Annotated in this window: 18 protein-coding genes; 13 read left to right on the top strand and 5 right to left on the bottom strand. The window is 65.8% G+C overall.

The window, feature by feature from the left end:
- The first annotated feature begins 2 nt into the window (after positions 1-2).
- Complete coding sequence (locus tag BLM15_RS09300; RefSeq protein WP_126112464.1) at positions 3-758, top strand: SDR family oxidoreductase; 756 nt, start codon at positions 3-5, stop codon at positions 756-758.
- Positions 759-831: 73 nt separating this feature from the next.
- Here BLM15_RS09300 and BLM15_RS09295 read toward each other — a convergent pair whose 3' ends face one another.
- The gene (locus BLM15_RS09295; protein WP_126112462.1) at positions 832-1,146 is read right to left on the bottom strand and encodes a hypothetical protein; all 315 of its coding nucleotides are present in this window, start codon (positions 1,144-1,146) and stop codon (positions 832-834) included.
- A gap of 271 nt (positions 1,147-1,417) precedes the next feature.
- On the opposite strand from BLM15_RS09295, the gene BLM15_RS09290 reads away from it, so the two are divergent.
- The 5 genes from BLM15_RS09290 (at position 1,418) to BLM15_RS09270 (ending at position 4,843) form a co-directional block, all read left to right on the top strand.
- The gene (locus BLM15_RS09290; protein ID WP_126112460.1) at positions 1,418-1,696 is read left to right on the top strand and encodes a hypothetical protein; all 279 of its coding nucleotides are present in this window, start codon (positions 1,418-1,420) and stop codon (positions 1,694-1,696) included.
- A gap of 22 nt (positions 1,697-1,718) precedes the next feature.
- The gene (gene speB / locus BLM15_RS09285; RefSeq protein ID WP_126112458.1) at positions 1,719-2,678 is read left to right on the top strand and encodes an agmatinase; all 960 of its coding nucleotides are present in this window, start codon (positions 1,719-1,721) and stop codon (positions 2,676-2,678) included.
- Between the two features lie 183 nt (positions 2,679-2,861).
- The gene (locus BLM15_RS09280; protein WP_335904833.1) at positions 2,862-3,275 is read left to right on the top strand and encodes a class I SAM-dependent methyltransferase; all 414 of its coding nucleotides are present in this window, start codon (positions 2,862-2,864) and stop codon (positions 3,273-3,275) included.
- A 270-nt stretch (positions 3,276-3,545) separates the two neighbouring features.
- Positions 3,546-4,478 carry an N-acetyl-gamma-glutamyl-phosphate reductase gene (gene argC / locus BLM15_RS09275; protein ID WP_126112454.1) on the top strand — a complete coding sequence of 311 codons (933 nt, stop codon included), beginning with the start codon at positions 3,546-3,548 and terminating at the stop codon, positions 4,476-4,478.
- Between the two features lie 143 nt (positions 4,479-4,621).
- On the top strand, positions 4,622-4,843 hold the full coding sequence (locus tag BLM15_RS09270) for a hypothetical protein (RefSeq protein ID WP_126112452.1): 222 nt from the start codon (positions 4,622-4,624) through the stop codon (positions 4,841-4,843).
- Between the two features lie 71 nt (positions 4,844-4,914).
- On the opposite strand, the gene BLM15_RS09265 is transcribed toward BLM15_RS09270, so the two are convergent.
- Positions 4,915-5,763, bottom strand: a complete 849-nt coding sequence (locus tag BLM15_RS09265; RefSeq protein WP_126112450.1) for a fumarylacetoacetate hydrolase family protein — start codon at positions 5,761-5,763, stop codon at positions 4,915-4,917.
- 461 nt (positions 5,764-6,224) lie between these two features.
- Here BLM15_RS09265 and BLM15_RS09260 point away from each other — a divergent pair, with 461 nt between their 5' ends.
- On the top strand, positions 6,225-7,565 hold the full coding sequence (locus tag BLM15_RS09260) for an OmpP1/FadL family transporter (protein ID WP_126112448.1): 1,341 nt from the start codon (positions 6,225-6,227) through the stop codon (positions 7,563-7,565).
- Between the two features lie 148 nt (positions 7,566-7,713).
- Here the strand turns inward: BLM15_RS09260 and BLM15_RS09255 are convergent, their stop codons facing one another.
- Positions 7,714-9,555, bottom strand: a complete 1,842-nt coding sequence (locus BLM15_RS09255; protein WP_126112446.1) for a PHA/PHB synthase family protein — start codon at positions 9,553-9,555, stop codon at positions 7,714-7,716.
- Positions 9,556-9,662: 107 nt separating this feature from the next.
- Between BLM15_RS09255 and BLM15_RS09250 the strand changes: the two genes are divergently transcribed.
- The 4 genes from BLM15_RS09250 (at position 9,663) to BLM15_RS09235 (ending at position 12,743) form a co-directional block, all read left to right on the top strand.
- Positions 9,663-10,028, top strand: coding sequence for a hypothetical protein (locus BLM15_RS09250; protein WP_126112444.1), 366 nt, complete (start codon positions 9,663-9,665; stop codon positions 10,026-10,028).
- Between the two features lie 80 nt (positions 10,029-10,108).
- Positions 10,109-10,735 (top strand): glutathione S-transferase family protein, encoded by a 627-nt coding sequence (locus BLM15_RS09245; RefSeq protein WP_126112442.1) that lies wholly within the window; start codon positions 10,109-10,111, stop codon positions 10,733-10,735.
- 150 nt (positions 10,736-10,885) lie between these two features.
- Positions 10,886-12,106 (top strand): LL-diaminopimelate aminotransferase, encoded by a 1,221-nt coding sequence (locus BLM15_RS09240; protein WP_126112440.1) that lies wholly within the window; start codon positions 10,886-10,888, stop codon positions 12,104-12,106.
- A gap of 223 nt (positions 12,107-12,329) precedes the next feature.
- A complete protein-coding gene (locus BLM15_RS09235; RefSeq protein WP_126112438.1) occupies positions 12,330-12,743 on the top strand; it encodes a hypothetical protein in 414 nt (137 codons plus the stop codon).
- 15 nt (positions 12,744-12,758) lie between these two features.
- On the opposite strand, the gene BLM15_RS09230 is transcribed toward BLM15_RS09235, so the two are convergent.
- Entirely contained in the window at positions 12,759-13,106 is a 348-nt protein-coding gene (locus tag BLM15_RS09230; protein WP_126112437.1) for a VOC family protein, read from the bottom strand.
- A gap of 108 nt (positions 13,107-13,214) precedes the next feature.
- Here BLM15_RS09230 and BLM15_RS09225 point away from each other — a divergent pair, with 108 nt between their 5' ends.
- Together BLM15_RS09225 and glpX are read left to right on the top strand one after the other, a co-directional pair.
- Positions 13,215-14,555, top strand: coding sequence for a homoserine dehydrogenase (locus BLM15_RS09225; protein ID WP_126116121.1), 1,341 nt, complete (start codon positions 13,215-13,217; stop codon positions 14,553-14,555).
- A gap of 96 nt (positions 14,556-14,651) precedes the next feature.
- Positions 14,652-15,650: a class II fructose-bisphosphatase gene (gene glpX, locus BLM15_RS09220; protein WP_126112435.1), complete on the top strand. Its 999-nt coding sequence runs from the start codon at positions 14,652-14,654 to the stop codon at positions 15,648-15,650.
- A gap of 75 nt (positions 15,651-15,725) precedes the next feature.
- Here the strand turns inward: glpX and BLM15_RS09215 are convergent, their stop codons facing one another.
- Positions 15,726-16,400 carry a GntR family transcriptional regulator gene (locus BLM15_RS09215; RefSeq protein ID WP_126112433.1) on the bottom strand — a complete coding sequence of 225 codons (675 nt, stop codon included), beginning with the start codon at positions 16,398-16,400 and terminating at the stop codon, positions 15,726-15,728.
- Positions 16,401-16,459: the final 59 nt, after the last annotated feature.

Here is a 16,459-nt window from a genome sequence, read left to right as displayed (position 1 = left end):
GCATGTCCGACCGTCCCGTTCTTCTCGTCACCGGCGGCAGCCGCGGCATCGGCGCCGCGATCTGCCGCTTTGCCGCCGAGCGCGGCTATGACGTCGCCGTCAACTATCAGGGCAATGCGCAGGCTGCGGCGGATGTCGTTGCGGCTTGCGGCCGGGCAGGGGCGCGGGCGATTGCGATCCAGGGCGACATGGCGAACGTTGCCGACATCACCCGCGTCTTCGCCGAGGCCAAGGCGGCGCTCGGGCCGCTGACCGCTGTAGTCAACAACGCTGCCATCACCGGCAAGAGCAGCCCGCTCGCCAAATCGGACCCGCAGGTGATCCGCGCCTGCATCGACCTCAACGTCACCGGCGCGATCCTGGTGGCGCGCGAGGCGGCGCAGGCTCTGCTCGCCAACGAGGGCGCGAAGAACCGCGCGATCGTCAACATCTCCTCGATCGCCGCCGGGCTCGGCTCGCCCAATGAATATGTCTGGTACGCCGCCTCGAAGGCGGCGGTCGATTCCCTGACAGTGGGCCTTGCAATCGAGCTGGCCCCGGCCGGCATCCGCGTCAATGCGGTGGCGCCGGGCATGACGCAGACGGATATCCATGAACGCTCGACCGGCGATGCGGGCCGCGTCGACCGCATCGCTCCGACGATCCCGCTGAAGCGCGTCGCCGAGCCGGAGGAGATCGCCGAAGCGGTGTTGTTCGCGCTGTCCGAGGCAGCGTCCTACATGGTCGGCTCGATCATCCGGGTCGGCGGTGGCCGCTAGGGCGATCGAGCGACAGGGGCGGCCGCATCGAAGTTGCCAGGGGCAAGCGGAAGCCTGCTTGCAGAGTCAAAGTTCAGTCGCAGATTTCAACCTGCCGCATGCGCCCTTCGACGACAGCCTGCGTGAAATGGCATGGCATGCGGTTGACCGGCTGGGAGAACCAGCTCGCCGTCGGCGAGTCATGGTAGGCCGGATAGGTCTGCGTCAGTGGCTGTGTTTCCGGTCGAGGCTGGACCATTTGCTGGCTCGGCGTCGTGCGGTTCGCGACAGTGGTGATCAGGCCATGGGAGCCCGACCCTCCAGAGGCGGCCGATGCTGGTGACTGAAGGGCGAGGCTCCCGAGGGAACCAGCCAGGGTGAGTGCTGCTGCGATCAGGGTCTTCTTCATAACAGCCTCCAAAGTCGCGATATCGAGTGAGCCAAGCCACTTGGCCGCGCCTGGATTGGCGGGGCGAGCAACACTGCTGCCCGCAAATCGACCAAGCTGTGGCCTTGATGTGTTGCCCGATCACGAAGCCGTGCCAGCGGGCTCACGAAGGGGTGAGGTCAGCTTGGCAGCTCTCAAACGACAGATTCGGCTGCTGGGACGGCCACAGGCGGCTGGAGCCGCGGGCCGGGCGTGCTAAATCGGCTGCGAGCCTGTTCAACCGGAAGCCGCCATGCGCGTCCTTGTTATCCTGATCGCCTTCGGCATGGTCGCGGTACCGGCGCTGCTGGCGCTGGCGCGCAGCGACCTGCCGCGCGGCCGTCGCATCGTCAACGCGCTGATCGTCTTCCTCGCTCCAGCCTTCGCGCTCGGCCTGATCCATGGCGTACCGGAGCTCGACGGCAGGGCGCTGCAATACCCGATCGCCTGGACGACGCTGAGGCTCGTCCTGACCGGGCTCGCTTTGATCCTGCCCTGGTGCCTCTATGTCTGGCTGAACGGCCGGCGCTGACCTCCCGACGGACTTTTTCACGATGACCGAACCTGCCCAGATCCCTCCGATCGACTACGCCTTCACCGGCGACCGCAAGGGCCCGGCCCATGACCCGACCTATGCCGGCGCGCTCTCCTTCATGCGCCGCCGCTACAGCAAGGACGTCGCCGGCTGCGACGCGGTGGTCTGGGGCGTGCCCTTCGATCTTGCCGTCTCGAACCGCCCCGGCACCCGCTTCGGGCCTCAGGCACTGCGCCGCGTCAGCACGATCTTCGACGGCGACGCGCAATATCCCTCGCGCATCGATCCGTTCGAGACACTCGCCGTGGTCGACTATGGCGACTGCCTGCTGCCGCGCAGCGATCTGCAGGGCTGCGCCCGGGCGATCGAGAGCGAGGCTGCCGCCATCATTGCGAGCGGCGCCCAGCTCGTCACCCTCGGCGGTGATCACTTCATCACCCTGCCACTGCTGCGCGCCCATGTCGCCCGCCATGGCAAGCTTGCCATCGTCCAGTTCGACGCGCATCAGGACACCTGGGATGATGGCGTCGGCGCCATCAGCCACGGCACCTTCGTGCTCGAGGCAGTGCGCGAGGGGCTGATCGATACCGAGCGCTCGATCCAGATCGGCATTCGCACCGTCGCGCCGCGCGACTGCGACATCACCGTGATTGACGCCTATCAGGCGCATGCGCTCGGCGTCGACGGCATTGCGGCCCGGATCAAGGAGCGGGTCGGGCAGGGGCCGGCCTATCTCACCTTCGACATCGACGCGCTCGATCCGGCCTTCGCGCCGGGCACCGGCACGCCGGTCTCCGGCGGCTTCTCTTCAGCCGAGGCGCTGCGGCTGGTCTGGGCGATCCGCGATCTCGACTTCCGTGGCATGGACGTCGTCGAGGTCTCACCGCCCTATGATCATGCCGACGCGACTGCGATCGCCGGCGCGGCGGTGGCGCAGCATTATCTGCAGGCGCTGGCGCTGAAGAAGGCTGGGGCCTGAATCTCGATCTGAAGGGTTGGAATCTATCTGCGAAGTGGAGCGGCTAATGGCTTCTCATCCTTGGCGGAATGGAATTGCGGCATCCCGTCCCGTGGCTTCAACGATTGTAAGCGGGAGCGGGCGGTGACCATCCTGTCGCCGCGCCTGCGTGCTCTGCTCGATTGCCTGCCGCTCAAGGACGGCATGCGGGTTATCGAGATTGGGTGCGGGCCCGGTGCCGCCGCGCGCGAAATCGTGCGCCGTATCGGCAGTGGCCACGTCCTGGCGATCGACCGATCCGACAGGGCGATCGCGCTGGTCCGCAAGGCTTCGCAGGCGGAGATCGTGTCCGGGCGGCTCAGCCTTCGGCAGGTTGCTGCCGAGCAATTCGAGCTCGCTCCGGGTGAACCTCCCTACGATCTGGCGCTCGCGATCCGCGTCGGCGCGCTGGATGGGCGCCATCCCGAGGCAGGAAAGCTCGTCCGTCGCCGGATCGCCGCCGCGCTGATCCCGGGCGGGTTGCTCTATATCGACCGCGGAGACAGGCTTCACGCGACGAGGCCGGAGGATGGCGCGGACAGGATGAGTACCGCAGCCGGCTACGAGGATCTTGGCTGAGGCCCATCGGAGAGGCGGCAATTGACAGTGCGTCCATGAGCGAACATATACGCCTCATGACCACGAACCCGACCCGACGTCGCAATGAACAGGCCGCCCCGGCGCGCCCGCGATGACGCTCGGCTAAAGTCCGAACGCCCGCGACCGCGCCCCGAGCGCGGTTTTTTTATGCCCGTCGCAAAAGTGATGTCCGGTTTTGCGACAAGGCCATACTCACAAAGCCAGCCAACTAGTTTCGCCCGCCTCCACCAGACACCTTGCGAGGGTCCGATGAGCCAGAACCTGAAATCCATCTTCATCGACGGCGAAGCCGGGACCACCGGGCTAGGCATCCGCGAGCGCCTCGCCGATGTGTCGGAGGTCGTGGTCAAGAGCATCGACCCGGACAAGCGCAAGGATCCCGCCGCCCGCAAGGCGATGATGGCGGGCGTCGATCTCGTCGTGCTCTGCCTGCCCGACGATGCGGCCAAGGAGTCGGTCGCGCTCGCCGACGAGCTCGGCAATGACGCGCCCAAGATCGTCGACGCCTCGACGGCCCATCGCGTCGCGCCGGACTGGACCTATGGCTTCGCCGAGCTCGAGCCGGGCTTCGCGCAAAAGGTCGCGAACGCCAACCGCGTCGCCAATCCCGGCTGCTACCCGACCGGCGGCATCGCGCTGCTGCGCCCGCTGGTCGATGCCGGGTTGCTGCCGGCCGACCATCCCGTCACCGTCAACGCGGTCTCGGGCTATTCCGGCGGCGGCAAGAGCATGATCGAGGCCTATGAGGCCGGCACTGCGCCCGATTTCGAGCTCTACGGTCTTGGCCTCAAGCACAAGCACCTGCCCGAGCTGCAGGTCTATTCGCGGCTTGAGCGGCGGCCGATCTTCGTGCCGTCGGTCGGCAATTTTCGGCAGGGCATGCTGGTCTCGATACCGCTGCATCTCGACATGCTGCCCGGCAAGCCCGAGCCCGCCGATCTCGAAGCGGCGTTGGCGGAACGTTATGCCGGCTCGACCTATGTCAGCGTCTTGTCGGCGGATGCGGGCGGCAAGCTCGAGCCGGAGGCGCTCAACGACACCAACAAGCTGGAATTGCGCGTCTTCGGCAATGCCGATCTTGGCCAGGCCGTTCTCGTCGCCCGGCTCGACAATCTCGGCAAGGGTGCGTCCGGCGCTGCGGTCCAGAACATCCGCCTGATGCTCGGCCTCCCCGAAAGTTGACAGCCGTTCACATCGCGAGCCTCAAAGCGCGCCGACCCCCTCAATCCGTAACGAAACAGCGGCTGCACCCCCCAAATGGGGGATGCAGCCACTCATGCTCGCGATCATAGCTGAGGTTGGCAGCTGAGGGCGGGGGCGATTCGATGCCAGGATTTGACACATTGGGAGTGCGTCTGGCCCGCAGCCGGCGCAGGCTGGAACGTGAGCGCGCTGCCGTTGCGACGATCGAGCAGGCGGCGGGAGAGGGGCCGGGGGGCTCCGAGCAGGGCGATGCCCGGATTCAGGTCGCGGTATCCGACATGAAGGCGCCGATATCGGCGCAGGTGATCGCGTTTCCGCGCTCGAACAGGCGCATCCAGAACTGAAGTGGCCTTGCCTGGGCAAGGCTGCGAGCGCTGCCGGGGGTGGTCGAACGACCCCGGCAGCGCTTTTTTCGTCAGCCCGTATAGGGCTTGAACAGCTGCTTCTGCGTGCCGAGCCCCTCGATGCCGAGAGCCACGGTCTCTCCGCCCTTGAGGAAGCGCGGCGGCTTGAAGCCGAGACCGACACCCGGCGGCGTGCCGGTGGTGATGACGTCCCCCGGGTCGAGCTGCATGAACTGGCTGATATAGTGCACGAGATAGGCGGCGCCGAAGATCATCGTCTTGGTCGAGCCGTTCTGGACACGCTCGCCGTCGACCTCGAGCCACATCGCCAGATTCTGCACGTCTGCGATCTCGTCCGGCGTCACCAGCCAGGGGCCGAGCGGGCCGAAGGTCGGGCAGCCCTTGCCCTTAGCCCATTGGCCGCCGCGCTCGGTCTGGAATTCGCGCTCCGAGACGTCGTTGCAGACGCAGAAGCCGGCGATCGCCGCCATCGCGTCCTTCTCGGCGATATAGGAGCCGCCGTCGCCGATCACGATGGCGAGCTCGACTTCCCAGTCTGTCTTCTTCGAGTTCTTCGGGATGATCACGTCGTCATTCGGGCCGACGATGCAGTTCGGCGCCTTGTTGAACAGGATCGGCTCGGCCGGGATCGCCGCGCCGGTCTCGGCGGCGTGATCAGCGAAGTTGAGGCCGACAGCGATGAAGTTGCGGACATCGCCGACGCAGGCGCCGATGCGCGGCGCGCCCTCGACCAGCGGCAGCGATTCGGGGGGCAGCGCCTTCAGCTTGGCGAGCGAGGCCGACTTCAAACCTCCGCCGGCGATGTCGGACACATGGGCCGACAGGTCGCGGAGCTTGCCGGCGGCGTCGACAAGGCCGGGCTTCTCCTGGCCGAATGCGCCGTAACGAACCAGTTTCACGTCGTTTCCCCCTTTTCAAACGTTTAAAACACAGTGCGGGACCAGATCTGAGGTCGCGGCGATCCTGTGCGGACTGCCGTCATGATGCAAGCCCGTCGGGATGCATGCCCTGCCTGCGGACGCGCCGGGAATTGTGGCACTTGTGCAACGGTCTTGGCGAAACCGCGTCACCATTTCGCGGCGAAGGGGAAGGTTATGTTGCGGTGCACAATGGCAAAATCGCGATAGTTCGTATGTAAACCATCTTTTCCGCTGCCGACATTCAGGCAAGACGCGCGAAACGCGTCGTTTTTGCACGTTTTCGGCCATGCCATCGCGAGCGGCTGGTGGAGCAAGGCAATTTGAGGCGATCTGGGCGGGATTGCGGCGGAAACGAGCAGGCGGCATGGTGGTGACAGATTCAGCGGCGTGATTTGCCGCAGCCGTCACAACAAGAACCTCAGCCTGGGGAAGAAGCCGCGATGAAGAGCCTCCTGAAACTCACCGCCGCCACCACCGTCTCGCTTGCGGCGCTGCTGGCGGCCGGCGCGGCTTCCGCCGGCTCCTTCGCGATCCGCTCTGGCCAGAGCGCCGAGGGTCTCGGCATGGCCTATGCCGGCGCCGCTGCCGGCGGCATCGGCATGGGCTCGATGGCCTGGAACCCGGCGACGATCACCATGTTCCCGGGCCGCAACAGCCAGTGGAATTTCACCTATCTCTATCCGAACGCCAAATACGACCCGACCTCGGAGACGCGTATCGTTACCGGGCCGGGCACGAGCGTGCCGAACACCGCGCTCGGCGGCAGCCCGTTCGGGACCGGCAATCTCGGCGGTGACGGCGCCTTCATCCCGGCCTCCTATATGGCCTGGCAGCTCACTGACAGGCTCTGGGTCGGCCTGACGACCGGCGCACCGTTCGGGCTGCGCTCGAAGACCGACGACTATCACGCCGCGCAGACCTATGGCCGCTCGGCCAAGGTGCGCACGATCAACGTCGCTCCGACCATTGGCTACAAGGTCAACGACTGGCTCTCCATCGGTGCCGCCTTCCAGGGCCAGTACATCAAGACCACGCTGAAGCAGGCGACGGGCGTCGGTATCGGTGCCACGAGCGCCATCCTTGACGGCGACTCGATCGACTACGGCTACCGTGTCGGTGTCACCCTGACGCCTTGGGGACCGGGGACCACCATCGGCTTGGCCTACCGCTCCTCGATCCGTCAGACGCTGAAGGGCACCTTCCAAGCCAGCCCGACATTGGCGTTGCCGATCAAGGCCAGCCTGAACCTGCCGGATTCGGTGGTGTTCGGCGTATCGCATGAGCTGAACGAGCAGTGGCAGGTACATGCTGGCGTCGAGTGGACCAACTGGAGCCGCTTCAATCGCATCGGCATCGTCAACCGGCTCGTCGGCGCGCCGGTCACCAGCCTCAATTTCGAATATGACGACAGCTGGTATTTCGCTCTCGGCGCCGAGTACAAGTGGAACCGCGATCTGACCCTGCGCGCCGGTATCGCCTACGAACTCTCGCCGGTGAATGACCGGAACCGCACCGTCTTCATCTCGGACAACGACCGCCTCTGGCTCTCGGCCGGCGGCAGCTACCAGCTGACCGACAAGCTGAAGCTCGATGTCGGCTATACCTTCATCAAGGTGAAGGAGGCGTCGGTGAACTATGGCGGCACCCATCCGCAGCAGGGGCCCGTGCTCTACACCGCCAAGGCCGATCCCTACATCCATATCGTCTCGGCCGGCCTGACCTATCGCTGGGACACGCCGACGGAGACGATCCCGGTGCGCCCGGTCGTTCGGAAAAACTGAGCGGCGCGTTCGGCGACAATGAAAAAGCCGGCCTTCGGGCCGGCTTTTTTTGGTTTAAGGGGCGGATTGCCCAATCATCCGTGCATCAGGCCTGGTTGTGCACAGTCCCGGATGACGACATGCGGCGGGCCGGCGGCTGAATCCGCCGCTACGCCCTAATCTTCACATAGCTTCCGGGCGCGTCCTCCAGCGCGGGCAGGGGACCTTCGCCGGGGATACGCGGCTTGACGCGCTTGGGCGCCTGCTTCTCCAGCCAGGCAAGCCAATGCGGCCACCAGGAGCCCGGATGCTCCTCGGTCTTCCGCATCCAGTCATCGAAGGCGCCTTCGGGTTTCGGGCCGGTCCAGAACTGATATTTGACCTTGTTCGGCGGGTTGACCACGCCGGCGATGTGGCCTGAGCCGGCCATGACGTAGTCGACCGGGCCCCCGAAGCCCTGCGAGCCGAGGAAGACCGATTTCGCCGGCGCGATATGGTCTTCGCGGGCCGCGAGATTGTAGACCGGGATCGTCACCTTCTTGAGGTCGAGCAGCTTGCCGCCGAGACGCATCTCGCCCTTGCTCAGCTTGTTCTCGAGATAGCAGTTGCGCAGGTAGAAGGAGTGGTTGGCGGCCGGCATCCGGGTCGAATCCGAATTCCAGTAGAGCAGGTCGAAGGCCGTCGGTGCCTTGCCCTTCAGGTAGTTGTTGACGGCATAGGACCAGATCAGGTCGTTCGGGCGCAGCATGTTGAAGGCGCCCGACATGCGGGCACCGTCGAGATAGCCGCGCTCGGCCATCTGCTCCTCCACGGCACGGATCTGCCCCTCATCGACGAAGACCGAGAGTTCGCCGGCATAGCTGAAGTCCACCTGAGTGGTGAAGAAGGTCGCGCTGGCGATGCGCTTGTCCTTCACCGCGGCCATATAGGCGAGGGTGACGCCCAGCAGCGTCCCGCCGACGCAATATCCGATCGTCGAAACCTGTTTCTCACCGGTCACCTGCTCGACGGCCTCGAGCGCGGCGAAGATGCCCTCGCGCATATAGCTCTCGAAATCCTTGAGCGCGTGCCGGTGGTCCGGGTTGACCCAGGAGATGCAAAAGACCGTCAGCCCTTGGGCGACACACCAGCGGATGAAGCTCTTCTCGGCGTTGAGATCGAGAATGTAGAACTTGTTGATCCAGGGCGGCACGATCAGCAGCGGCCGCTTCAGAACCGTCTCGGTCGAGGGCGCATACTGGATCAGCTCAATGATGTCGTTGCGGTAGATGACCTTGCCGGGCGTCGTCGCGATGTTGACGCCGACCTCGAAGGCGCCGGCATCGGATTGCCGGATCTTGAGCTCGCCGCCGCCGGCCTCGACATCCTCGGCCAGCATCTTCATGCCACGCACCAGGTTCTCGCCGTTCTGCGCCATGGTCTCGCGCAGCAACTCGGGGTTGGTGGCGACAAAATTGGACGGGGAGAGGGCCCCGGCGATCTGCTTGACGTAGAAGCGGGCCTTGTCGCGCGTATGCGGGTCGAGGTCGTCGGCCTGCTCGACCATGCCTTCGGCCCAGCGTGTGGTCAGGAGATAGGCCTGCTTGACGAAGTCGAAGACCGGGTGGGTGTTCCATTCGGGGTCGGCGAAGCGGGCGTCCCGTTTTTCGGGCGCGATCACCGGCTCGACCTGCTCGCCGCCGAGGCGCTTCAACGTCGCGCTCCACAGGCTGAGGAAGTCGCTGGTGAGCGCGCCTTGAGCCTCTATGATCTTCTGGGGATCGCTGATCCAGCGCTCGGCGACGCGGCCAAGCACCTTGACCATCTCGCTCGCCTCGTCGGCCTGGCCGGTCTTGGCCTCGCCCCGTTCGATCGGTTTCAGATAGGCGGCCGTCACCTTGCCGGCCTGCTCGACCAGCTTGCCCATGTTCTGCGCCATCGATTCGAAGTCGGGCACCGGCGGCAGGTCGGCAAACGGCGTTTCAGTTGCCTTGTGGCCGGCTTTGCCCTTCTCGTCAGCAGGCGGACACATGGCGACGCTCCCCTCGGTAGCCTTACGCAGGAGTTGCACTCCCCATTTTGGACCCATTAAGGACCTAACCGGTATGAGTGACAAAGAAATTTTGCGGAAGCAGGGCAATGGCTGACAGGCGGACTGAAATCTCGCTCAAGGCGGCCGGACTTATTCTGCTCGTCGGGGCTGTGCTCGGTGGCTGCCAGGCCGCCCGCGGCGTCGCCGAAATGACCGATTTCGCCACCACACCGGGCGAGCCGAAGCCCTTCGTGGTCGAGACGCGGCCGCAGGACCCGAAGTACATCCCGATCGGCACGACCGTCTCGCGCCAGGCCAAGCGCAAGACCGTGGACGAGTTCAAGAAGCTCGAAGCCGAGCTTGAAGCCAAGCGCACATCGAATGAGGCGGCCGGCTCGCAGGCGCAGAGCCTAGGCAAAGTCATGCCACCGCCGGCACCGCCGCCTGCTCCACCGCCGCTGCCGAAAGAATGACGGGATGGCCGCTGGCGTAAACGGCTTGCCCAGCGCCTTCCGGGCCATTCCAATGGCGGTTCCGCAGTGGAGCGCCAGCGATGATCCTGATCGGCCAGTATGATTCGCCCTTCGTGCGCCGCGTCGGCATCGCGCTGACGCTCTACGAATTACCCTTCGAGCACCAGCCCTGGTCGGTCTTCGGCGACGGCGAGAGAATCGCGCCGCTCAACCCGCTGGTCCGGGTGCCAACGCTCGCGCTCGATGACGGGCTCGTGCTGGTCGAGAGCCACGCCATGCTCGACTATCTCGACAGCCTGGTTCCGGCCGAACGCGCCTTGTTTCCTCGGCGGGAGCCGGCGCGCCATCGGGCGCTGCGCGTCGCCGGGCTGGCGATGGGACTGGCCGAGAAGGCGGTGAGCCTGTTCTACGAACTGCGGCTGCATGATTCGATCTCCAACGTCTGGGCCGGGCGCTGCCGCGGCCAGATTGGAGGCGTCCTCGCCGCCTTGGAGCAGGACCGAGCCGAGCGCGCCGGCGACTGGTGGTTCGACGACCGTATCGGCCACGCCGACATCGCGCTCGCCTGCGCCTTGCGCTTCGCCAGCGATGCGCATCCCGATCTCGTCGTTCTGCAGAATTATCCCGCCCTGGCGGCCCACTCGGTCCGCTGCGAGGCGCTCGATGTCTTCCAGACGATCAGCCAGCCTTTCATCCCGCCCGCCTGAACCGTCACGCACCGGCGACATCGGGTCGCTTTCGATGAATCTTGCTTATTTTGCTCTGTCGGGGCGAAAGCTGCGGTGGTAAGGCATCCCAACGCAAGAATGTGATCGGCTGCCTTCCGAGGCGGCGATCCGCAAGGACCTGTTGCCGAGATGACCGACTTCCACCGCATCAAGCGCCTGCCGCCCTACGTTTTCGAACAGGTCAACAAAATCAAGGCAGCCGAGCGCGCCAAGGGCGTCGACATCATCGATCTCGGCATGGGTAATCCCGATCTGCCCGCACCGAAGCATGTCATCGAAAAGCTGGTCGAAACCGCCGGCAAGCCGCGCACAGATCGCTACTCCGCCTCCAAGGGCATCGCCGGGCTGCGCCGGGCGCAGGCCCACTACTATCAGCGCCGCTTCGGCGTGACGCTCAATCCCGACACCCAGGTTGTCGCCACGCTCGGCTCGAAGGAAGGCTTCGCCAATATGGCGCAGGCCATCACCGGTCCGGGCGACGTGGTGCTCGTGCCCAATCCGAGCTATCCGATCCACGCTTTCGGCTTCCTGATGGCGGGCGGCGTCATCCGCTCCGTTCCGGCCGAGCCGACGCCGGCCTTCTTCCCGGCGCTGGAGCGGGCGATGACGCATTCGGTGCCGAAGCCGATCGCGCTCGTCACCTGCTATCCGGCGAATCCGACGGCCTATACCGCCTCGCTCGACTTCTATCGCGATCTCGTCGCCTTCGCGAAGCGGCACGAGCTGATCCTGCTCTCCGATCTCGCTTATGCCGAGGTCTATTTCGACGATAACGATCCACCGCCCTCGATGCTGCAGGTGCAGGGCGCGGTCGATGTGGCCGTCGAGTTCACCTCGATGTCGAAAACCTTCTCCATGGCCGGCTGGCGCATGGGCTTTGCCGTCGGCAACGAGAAGCTGCTGGCGGCGCTGGCGCGGGTGAAGTCCTATCTCGATTACGGCGCCTATACGCCGATCCAGGTCGCGGCGGCGGCGGCGCTGAACGGCCCGGACGATTGCATCCGCGAGATGCGTGAGACCTATCGCAAGCGCCGCGACGCGCTGGTCGAGAGTTTCGGCAAGGCCGGCTGGGAGTTCCCGGCGCCGCAGGCCTCGATGTTCGCCTGGGTGCCGATCCCGGAGAAGTTCCGCCATCTCGGCTCGCTGGAGTTCTCCAAGTTGCTGATCGAGAAGGCCGAGGTCGCGGTCGCGCCCGGTATCGGCTTTGGCGAGCATGGCGACGATTACGTCCGCATCGCCATCGTCGAGAATGAGCAGCGTATCCGCCAGGCTGCCCGCAATGTCGGCCGCTTCCTGAAGAGCGCCGACCAGACCCTGCACAACGTCATCCAGATGCCGAAAGCGGGGTAGGGGCAGCGGGGCGCTCCGGTCCATCGTCATTGCGAGCGCAGCGAAGCAATCCAGGGACGCAGAGCGCTGCCGCTCCTGGATTGCTTCGTCGCTGCGCTCCTCGCAACGACGAGATGGCTGGTGTTGCGCGCCGGCACTGGACCACGCCCCAAAAACATGGGAACCGAAGCAGCCGGACAGGGCGGGCTAGCAGAGGCAAAGCGCAATGGTCTCGAAAGGCCGGTTGATCGGGATCGTTTTCGGCCTGTTCGCGCTGGTCTGTCTGTTCGCGACCTATGATTTCTCGCGTGGCCGCACCGCGGACACCGATTCGCCCCTGATTGCCGAGGTGCTGACCGCGACGCGGGCGCGCGAATGCGGCCGCGACGCCACCGAGATCGCGACGAAGTACTTCCCGAACGGCATGGGCCGCGCCGAAGCCGAGCAGCTCCTGGCGCAGACCGTGATCCGGGCGCCGAAGCCCTGGTTCTGGAAGCCGATCGACGAGAATTCCACCGTGGCGGACGGCGACAGCGTCGAGGCGCTGCGCACCATCAAGATGACCGCGTTCGGCAACCAGCTGCTGCGGCTCTATCTTGGTTTCGAGAACGGCAAGGTCCACAAGCTCGCCGCCGAGGTCGTCTGCCGCTTCGAGTGATGGCAGCGCGAACCATCATTTCTCGATGACGCAGAAGCGGTTTCCGTCCGGGTCTTCCAGCACGATGTAGTCGGCGCCTTCCGGATAGCGCCAATCGGCAAGCGCCGCGCCGATACGCAGCAATCGCTCGACCTCGGCCTCGCGGTCGCTGGAGTAGAGGTCGAGATGGTGGCGCTGGTGATCCGGCGCCTCGGACGAGACCTGCGTGATCGCGAGCTGCACCCCAGGGCCTTCGCGCGGCACCAGGATCGCCCAGTCGGACGAGGGCGGTCGCAGCGGCTCATAGTTGAGTGCCTCCGTCCAGAAGGCGATGGCGCGCGGTACGTCGCGCACGCCCCAGACGATCGAGCCGACCTTCAGCATCGCGATACCTCCTCGTCGCCTACTCAATCCGGCATTTCCGGACAGGTTCCCTCCATCCCTTCGCCGTTGACTCCCCGCGCGCCTCATGCGACCCCGCCGCTCATGACCATGCACGCTGCTCCCTCCGAGATCAGGCCCCTGCGCGTCGGCATTGCCGGCCTGGGAACAGTCGGCGCGGCGGTCGCCGGCATTCTGAAGCGCCAGGAGAACGCACTCGCCGCCCGCTGCGGACGGCCAATCCGGGTGACGGCGGTCTCGGCCCGCGACCGCAACCGCGATCGCGGCATCGATCTCTCCGGCTTCACCTGGTTCGATGATCCAGTCGCGCTCGCCGCCTCCTCCGAGATCGACTGCCTGGTCGAGCTGATCGGCGGCTCGGACGGGCCGGCTAAAAAAGCGGTCGAGACCGCGCTCTCTGCCGGCAAGCATGTCGTCACCGCCAACAAGGCGCTGCTTGCGGCCCATGGCGTCGCGCTCGCCGAGCTCGCCGAGAGCAACGGCGCGGCGCTCGCCTTCGAAGCCTCCTCGGCCGGCGGCATCCCGGTGGTGAAGACGTTGCGCGAGGCGCTCTCGGGCAACAATGTCAGCCGGCTCTACGGCATCCTCAACGGCACCTGCAATTACATCCTTTCGCGCATGGAGCTGGAAGGGCTGACCTTCGAGGCTTGCCTGAAGGACGCCCAGCGCCTCGGCTATGCCGAGGCCGATCCAACCTTCGACGTCGAGGGCTTCGACACCGCCCACAAGCTCGCCATCCTGACCAGCCTCGCCTTCGGCACGAAGATCGACGCCGAAGCGATTCATGTCGAAGGCATTTCCTCGATCACGCCACTCGACCTGAAGATGGCCGACGAGCTCGGCTACCGGATCAAGCTGCTCGGTGTCGCCGAGCGCACCAAGACCGGCATCGAGCAGCGCGTGCACCCGACGATGGTGCCAAAGTCCTCGGCGATCGCACAGGTGATGGGCGTCACTAACGCCGTGACCATCGATGCCGACGCGGTCCGCGAGATCACCTTGGTCGGCCCCGGCGCCGGTGGCGGTCCGACCGCTTCGGCCGTGATCGCCGATATCGCCGACGTCGCCCGCGGCACTGCCGGCCAGCCCTTCGGCATGCCGGTCTCCAGGCTCGAGCAGCCGACGCGGGCGCCGATGCAGCGCCATGAGGGCGGTTATTACATCCGCCTCGCCGTCGCCGACCGTCCCGGCGCAGCGGCCGCAATCGCGACGCGGATGGCCGAAGCCGATATCTCGCTCGAAAGCATCGTCCAGCGCCGCTCCGAGATTGCCGCCCAGCGCGATCCCGGCGGGCGCTCCGGCGCGCCGGTTCCGGTCGTGCTGATCACCTATGCCACCAGCGAGCGGGCGATCCGCGGTGCCCTGGAGAAGGTCAGCGCCGACGGTCACATCGCGGAAGCACCACAAGTCATTCGCATCGAGCGGGAATGATCGTGAAAGGCGAGACCGCACATCGTTTCGCCATATCCTCGCCAATCCGGTCGCTAATTGCCTCGGCCATCCGCTAATCGCGTTCAGGGAGTCCCCATGTCCGAAGACCTCCGCATCTCGCCCGATCAGATCATCGAGCGCTATCTCTCGATGGAGCTGGTGCGCGTCACCGAGCGCGCCGCCGTCTCCGCCGCGCGCTGGCGCGGCCATGGCAACGAGAAGGCGGCCGACCAGGCGGCGGTCGATGCGATGCGGCGCGAGCTCAACCGCCTGCCGATCGACGGCGAGATCGTCATCGGCGAGGGCGAGCGTGACGAAGCGCCGATGCTGTTCATTGGCGAGAAGGTCGGCCTCGGCACCGGCCCCAAGGTCCACATCGCCGTCGACCCGCTCGAGGGTACGACGCTGTGCGCCAAGGACATGCCCGGCTCGATCGCGGTGATGGCGATGGCCGGCGCCGGCCAGCTGCTCTACGCCCCCGACGTCTATATGGACAAGATCGCGATCGGCCCCGGCTATCCCGAGGGCATCGTCGATCTCGACGCCTCGGCTGCGGACAACATCAATGCGCTGGCCCGCGCCAAGGGCGTCAAGCCGCACGAGATCAACACGCTGATCATGGATCGGCCGCGCCATGAGAAGCTGATCGCCGAAGTCCGCAAGACCGGCGCCTCGATCCGCCTGATCACCGATGGCGACGTCGCCGGCGTGATCTTCTGCACCGAGCCGGAGAAGACCGGCATCGACCTCTATCTCGGCATCGGCGGTGCTCCCGAGGGCGTTCTCGCCGCGGCGGCGCTGCGCTGCGTCGGTGGCCAGATGCAGGGCCGCCTGATCCTCGACACCGAGGAGAAGCGCAAGCGTGCCGCGACCATGGGCGTCAAGGATCCGAACCACAAATACGACATGGCCGAGATGGCCTCGGGCGACGTCATCGTCTGCGCCACCGGCGTCACCGATGGCGGCATGCTCTCGGGCGTGCGTTTCGGGCCCGAGGTGATCGAGACCGAGACGATCGTCTACCGCTCGATCACCGGCACGGTCCGCCGCATCTATGGCGAGCACCGCGAACTCGCCAAGTTCAAGCTCGACTGAGCGCATAGCTTGTTGTGACAGGCAGGCCCGTTCCGCAGAGATGTGGAGCGGGCCTTCTTTTTTGAGCTGGCCTGCTCAGCCCTGCAGCCTGCCGCCGGCGAGGGTGTGTTCGACGCAAGCATTGATGTGCGTCGTCAGGACTTCGGTCGCGCGTGAAATGTCGCGGCGCATCGCGCTGTCGAGCAGGATCTGGTGCTCCTGCGCCGCGATTTCGCCGCGGAAGATCACGGCGACCATCTGATAGCGCAGATAGCGGTCATAGACCGAGGCGTGCGTCTCCATCAGCACCTGCGAGCCGCAGGCCGAGATCAGCGAGTGATGGAATTCCCAGTCATAGCGCTTCCAGAGCTCGGGATCGGCTCGGTCATTGTCGAGCATGCGCTTTTCCATCAGCGCGAGCTTATGGTGGGCGGCGACGACGCGACCTTCCCACTCCATGTCGCCGGCGGCGAAGGACTGGGCGAGGGCATGCCCCTCCAGCAGCAGCCGCAGCGCCGCGATCTCGCTCAGGTTCCTGGCGGAGACCGGCGCAACAACGAAGCCTTTCTGGCCCTCGGCCTCGACGAGGCCCTCCGACGAGAGCCGGTTCAGGATCTCGCGCAGCGTGCTGACGCTGGTGCCATAGGTCTCGCGCAGGTCGTCGAGCTTGAGCCGCTGCGCCGGGGCGAGCCGCCCGAAGACGATGTCCGCTCGGATGCGGCGATAGGCGAGTTCTCCGATCGAGGCGGTCGGCGGTGCGTAATTCAACATGCGTGGGTCCGTCCGGAACAGCGGCTGGCGGCCCAGCTTAGCGGCGGAGCGGAGGAGGT

It is taken from the genome of Bosea sp. Tri-49, assembly GCF_003952665.1.
GTDB lineage: Bacteria > Pseudomonadota > Alphaproteobacteria > Rhizobiales > Beijerinckiaceae > Allobosea.
The sequence above is the reverse complement of the archived record's forward strand: the minus strand, read 5'-3'. Positions and strand labels throughout refer to the sequence as shown.

What these genes read in the sequence shown, in the direction of transcription:
- argC (WP_126112454.1), top strand. Translation starts at nt 3,546, where the DNA reads ATGAGCCAGAACCTGAAATCCATCTTCATCGACGGCGAAGCCGGGACC.
- BLM15_RS09280 (WP_335904833.1), top strand. Translation starts at nt 2,862, where the DNA reads ATGCGGGTTATCGAGATTGGGTGCGGGCCCGGTGCCGCCGCGCGCGAA.
- speB (WP_126112458.1), top strand. Translation starts at nt 1,719, where the DNA reads ATGACCGAACCTGCCCAGATCCCTCCGATCGACTACGCCTTCACCGGC.
- BLM15_RS09290 (WP_126112460.1), top strand. Translation starts at nt 1,418, where the DNA reads ATGCGCGTCCTTGTTATCCTGATCGCCTTCGGCATGGTCGCGGTACCG.
- glpX (WP_126112435.1), top strand. Translation starts at nt 14,652, where the DNA reads ATGTCCGAAGACCTCCGCATCTCGCCCGATCAGATCATCGAGCGCTAT.
- BLM15_RS09260 (WP_126112448.1), top strand. Translation starts at nt 6,225, where the DNA reads ATGAAGAGCCTCCTGAAACTCACCGCCGCCACCACCGTCTCGCTTGCG.
- BLM15_RS09245 (WP_126112442.1), top strand. Translation starts at nt 10,109, where the DNA reads ATGATCCTGATCGGCCAGTATGATTCGCCCTTCGTGCGCCGCGTCGGC.
- BLM15_RS09300 (WP_126112464.1), top strand. Translation starts at nt 3, where the DNA reads ATGTCCGACCGTCCCGTTCTTCTCGTCACCGGCGGCAGCCGCGGCATC.
- BLM15_RS09215 (WP_126112433.1), bottom strand. Translation starts at nt 16,400, where the DNA reads ATGTTGAATTACGCACCGCCGACCGCCTCGATCGGAGAACTCGCCTAT.
- BLM15_RS09225 (WP_126116121.1), top strand. Translation starts at nt 13,215, where the DNA reads ATGCACGCTGCTCCCTCCGAGATCAGGCCCCTGCGCGTCGGCATTGCC.
- BLM15_RS09255 (WP_126112446.1), bottom strand. Translation starts at nt 9,555, where the DNA reads ATGTGTCCGCCTGCTGACGAGAAGGGCAAAGCCGGCCACAAGGCAACT.
- BLM15_RS09295 (WP_126112462.1), bottom strand. Translation starts at nt 1,146, where the DNA reads ATGAAGAAGACCCTGATCGCAGCAGCACTCACCCTGGCTGGTTCCCTC.
- BLM15_RS09250 (WP_126112444.1), top strand. Translation starts at nt 9,663, where the DNA reads ATGGCTGACAGGCGGACTGAAATCTCGCTCAAGGCGGCCGGACTTATT.
- BLM15_RS09230 (WP_126112437.1), bottom strand. Translation starts at nt 13,106, where the DNA reads ATGCTGAAGGTCGGCTCGATCGTCTGGGGCGTGCGCGACGTACCGCGC.
- BLM15_RS09270 (WP_126112452.1), top strand. Translation starts at nt 4,622, where the DNA reads ATGCCAGGATTTGACACATTGGGAGTGCGTCTGGCCCGCAGCCGGCGC.
- BLM15_RS09240 (WP_126112440.1), top strand. Translation starts at nt 10,886, where the DNA reads ATGACCGACTTCCACCGCATCAAGCGCCTGCCGCCCTACGTTTTCGAA.